The organism is Pseudooceanicola marinus, from assembly GCF_002786295.1.
GTDB lineage: Bacteria > Pseudomonadota > Alphaproteobacteria > Rhodobacterales > Rhodobacteraceae > Pseudooceanicola > Pseudooceanicola marinus.
Genome location: NZ_PGTC01000029.1, coordinates 1,051 through 1,323, shown reverse-complemented (window position 1 = coordinate 1,323; position 273 = coordinate 1,051). Strand labels below are relative to the sequence as shown.

Genomic DNA, 273 nt, shown 5'->3' with positions numbered 1-273 from the left:
TGGCCGAACAGCCAGCCCGCGCCCGGCGCGGCGCCGAGTAGGTACGGGCCGCAGGGGGCGAGCCGGCGCAGCAGGCGGGGCATGGGGTGCCGAGCGGGGGTGTCGCAGACCGTCCGTGCCGCGTCATAGGGGGCCAGGGTCATGGCGAGGACGAGCGCCAGCTGTACCAGGTTGCCACCCTGCGCCAGGGCGGCGGCCGCGAGGGCGGCAATGGTCGGGCAGGCGAGGACGGGGGCACAGAGAAGCCAGCGCATCAGCTCATCCCCAGGGCGT

The 273-nt window shown here is 75.5% G+C and carries 1 protein-coding gene; it reads right to left on the bottom strand.

The annotated features are described in order from the left end of the window. On the bottom strand, positions 1–273 hold a 273-nt coding region (locus CVM50_RS21820; RefSeq protein ID WP_198431946.1), incomplete at both ends, for a hypothetical protein.